The sequence below is a fragment of the Alicyclobacillus herbarius DSM 13609 genome, assembly GCF_000430585.1.
GTDB classification, from domain to species: Bacteria; Bacillota; Bacilli; order Alicyclobacillales; family Alicyclobacillaceae; genus Alicyclobacillus_G; species Alicyclobacillus_G herbarius.
The window spans coordinates 1-3,488 of the sequence record NZ_AUMH01000048.1; the positions used below are offsets into that span (position 1 = coordinate 1).

Genomic DNA, 3,488 nt, shown 5'->3' on the forward strand with positions numbered 1-3,488 from the left:
TTATCTCTCTCTTAAAGGCCATCCCATCTGTCTTGACAAAGGCGGGTTCAATACGAAAGAAAGCTGGGAGGAACAAACAGTGGAAGAGGGCTACATCGAGGTGTCGTCCTCAGGGCCTTGAGCAACCGCTTGTAGGTCGGGTGGCTCTGCAGAGCGCAGTGTGCGCCTCGCCGTCCAGTTCCTTGAGCCCTGCCAGCTCTGTCCGGAGTTTCTCGAGATGGGACTCCCGCCGCAATGCGTTCCGACTGGCTTCGTCCGGATTTCGCACCAATACGTACCGGACGCGGGCTTCCCCATCCCCCACGACCATCTCTTTCACCTCGAGATTGTCGCGGACCGTCTTGAACCGTCAGGGGCGAGAGAGGGCCTCTTCCACGCTCGGCTTGCCAGACGACATCTTCTCTCCAGTGATGTAATGACCGCCGGTCTTCTGGAGCTCCCGTAGGTTCGCGTCGCTATTGAACCCGCGATCCACAACCGTGATTACGCGGCCCAGCCGCCAGCCGATGAGGTCCTGCTTGACCTGTGGAATCAACGTGGCATCCGACGTATCGCCAGGCCACACCCAACAACGCACCGGGATTCCGTCTCGCGTGACAGCGAAGCCAGGACCAGGACCGTATAATAAGACCAAGTGACTGGATAGGGAATGCGAGAATGGTTGAGCATTTGATTCCTACAGCACTATTTGATTTTCCGCAGATGCTGAGACGTCCGCTGTCACGTCCGTCCAAGGTGCCTGTGATTGACCCGGAGACAGTTTCCTATACCAGAGCCCTGAGATTGACCACCAGATCCATCCCGATCACGATTTCCGGCACGGGTACGGCCGCGAGTCCAGCACTACGTCTGACATATCCAGACAATTTGTCGGAGGATGAGCGGGTACAGATACGGGAACGCATTCAACGAATGTTTTCCACTCAGATAATGGTGAGTGACTTTTATGAACACATGCTCCGTCTACCCAAGTGGCCGCAACTTGTCGAACGGCTCTATGGTCTGCGTCCAATTCAGGATGCCGACCTTTTCGAATCCATGGTGAAGATCATCATTGGGCAGCAACTCAATGTACAATTTGCCGCAACTTTAGTTGACCGATTGGTAGACTTGGGTGGCGAGTTCGTCGAGTGGAACGGCACGTTGTTGCCTGTGTTTCCTTCTCCGGAACAGGTCGCCGGTTGGGCGTACGAGCAGCTTCGGGCACGCTCATTCAGCCAGCGAAAAGTGGAGTATGTCATCGATTTCGCTCGTTTTGTGGTTAACGGCAACGTTGACCTTGAAGGACTCTGGAAAATGTCAGACGACCAAATTTACGAGCAACTGATTCCGCTCCGAGGAATTGGTCGGTGGACCGTGGAGTGCTTTCTTCTCTTCGGATTGGGAAGGCCAGACATCCTGCCAGCGGCGGACATCGGTGTCCAAAATGCGGTACAACGGCTATACGGGATGGATCAGCGCCCGAAAGAGGAAGATGTGCGGCGATTGGCTGAACCATGGGCGCCGTGGCGAAGCTATGCCACGTACTACTTGTGGCAGAGTTTAATCGTTGACTGTCGTCCAAAGAAGGGCGCTGAGAATGAATTCGGCAACACCGATTGAATTTTTATAGATACTGAATGGTTCGGATTATCAATCGAAAGGCATGCCTTACTCGAGTCATACACGTGACGCTCGTCAGATATGATGGAGGGAGATCGATCTCCGGGTAGGAGGCACGGTCATGATAAATACACGCAAACGTCCCATTTGATCACCTCAGGGGCGTAACCCTGTAAGCGGAGAAATTACTGGCTCCCGATGCGGGGCCTCTGAGGTGACAAAATGAAATATAGGCCAATCTTTCGACAGCAGGATTTCTTGTTGTTGACGGCCGGTACGGGCATCTCAACGCTAGGTGACCAAATCGGTTGGCTGGCAATTCTGTGGTTCGTAATGTTGCTCACCAAGTCTTCAGCTCGGATGGGGATTGGCCGGCTTGTGCTATGAGATGCCGAGTGTCTTTGTTGGCATGTTCGTCGGCGTCTTGGTCGGCGTCTTGATGGATCGGTTTTCCCGCAAGCGGTTCATGGTGATGGACAATACAATATTCTCCGGGGATTGTTTTTCGTATCGATCTCTATGCTGTACTGGCTACGCCTTCTTCCGTTTTGGCTGCTATGTGGGATGTTGGTGTGCAGCGGTATGTTAGCTCCCTTTACCACGGTTGGAGCGATGGCGTTCATACCAGAAATCGTGTCGGTCGACATGTTGTCCGAAGCCAATGCTTGGGACGAAATACTGTGGCAAGCGGCTTATCTCGCCGGCCCGCTACTTGGTGGTATCCTCATCGGTTCTGTGGGGGCTCCTTTCGCCATTCTGGTCGATGGGCTGTCTTTTTGGGTCTGTGCTCTTTGCTTTGAACGGCTCTATGCTCGGGATGATGTGGATCGGATATGGTCTCGGCGCAATCGTGGGGACTGCGTTGGAGGGATTTGTGCCTATGGATGGGCGTCAAGGGTTCTGGATGAGTGTGATGGTAGCTGGGATGGATATGAGCCTCATCCCAATGGTTTGGACACGTGGCCTATGGCTACCGATCATACTCATGTGGGCTGCGGGTTTCTGTTTTGGACCGTATGCACACTTGCACGAACGATTGTGCAGAAGCGGATGCCGAATGACCTGCGTGGCCGGGTGTTCGGAATTCGAACATCCATTATTGGTATCGGTGTTCCAGCCGGATCAGCACTCTGTGGAGTCGTGTTACAGACGATACGCCCATCTGTTTGGATTGGTGCGATAGGTGTAACGATCTTGGCGTTCGGGGTGGGCATGTTGGCGTGTCGAGGACTTGTCTCACGAACTGTAAATTTCCAACTATAGGATTTGGAGTGAATAAAAAGTGACGCCAGAACAGGAGCGTTGGAACGAGAAATACAGTCGTCGAGGTCCAAACTTGTTTCAGCCGGAGGACTTTCTGGTGAAGCGCCAGCATTTTCTTCGTCCAGGGACGGTACTCGACGTTGGATGTGGAGATGGCAGACACGCAATTTATCTTGCTCGGAAGGGATTTGCCGTGACGGGGATCGATTTCTCTACTGAGGGTCTCAGGCGTCTGGCACATTTTGCTGAACAAGAAGACTTGCTCGTAAACACATACCAGCGAGATCTAAGAGAAGAGGGTATGCTCTCTGACCTGGGGCCGTTTGACAACATCATTGTCATTCATTTCAAGCCTCTTTTACATACCTTTCAAGAAATGTGTGAGGTTTTGCGGCCGAATGGGATACTGCTCATGACTTCGTTTAACGTTATGCAACATGCTGAAAGGAACTTCCCAGAGGAATATTGTTATAGGGAAAGGGAATTTGTACATGTGAATGAGTCGATCGAACTGATTGAATATGTCTCATATGAGCAGTCCTGTAACGAAGTAATTTGAGGTTTGCGGCATGAAAAAACCTCCTGGTATCGTGGTAGTTGCCCAAACCAACCATCGACCAGGA

General features: G+C 52.3%; 3 protein-coding genes and 1 pseudogene. 3 read left to right on the plus strand and 1 reads right to left on the minus strand.

Annotated elements, in window-relative coordinates; translation table 11 throughout:
* Positions 1–113: 113 nt before the first annotated feature.
* A pseudogene (locus H522_RS21315) lies at positions 114–607 on the minus strand (IS1634 family transposase); the annotation flags it as partial.
* A 50-nt stretch (positions 608–657) separates the two neighbouring features.
* Between H522_RS21315 and H522_RS20050 the strand changes: the two are divergent.
* From H522_RS20050 to H522_RS20810, 3 genes are all read left to right on the plus strand, one after another.
* Positions 658–1,602, plus strand: a complete 945-nt coding sequence (locus H522_RS20050; protein WP_035454526.1) for a DNA-3-methyladenine glycosylase family protein — start codon at positions 658–660, stop codon at positions 1,600–1,602.
* A 498-nt stretch (positions 1,603–2,100) separates the two neighbouring features.
* Positions 2,101–2,865, plus strand: coding sequence for an MFS transporter (locus H522_RS22625; protein WP_162143529.1), 765 nt, complete (start codon positions 2,101–2,103; stop codon positions 2,863–2,865).
* Positions 2,866–2,884: 19 nt separating this feature from the next.
* Entirely contained in the window at positions 2,885–3,424 is a 540-nt protein-coding gene (locus H522_RS20810) for a class I SAM-dependent methyltransferase (RefSeq protein ID WP_051344377.1), read from the plus strand.
* Positions 3,425–3,488: the final 64 nt, after the last annotated feature.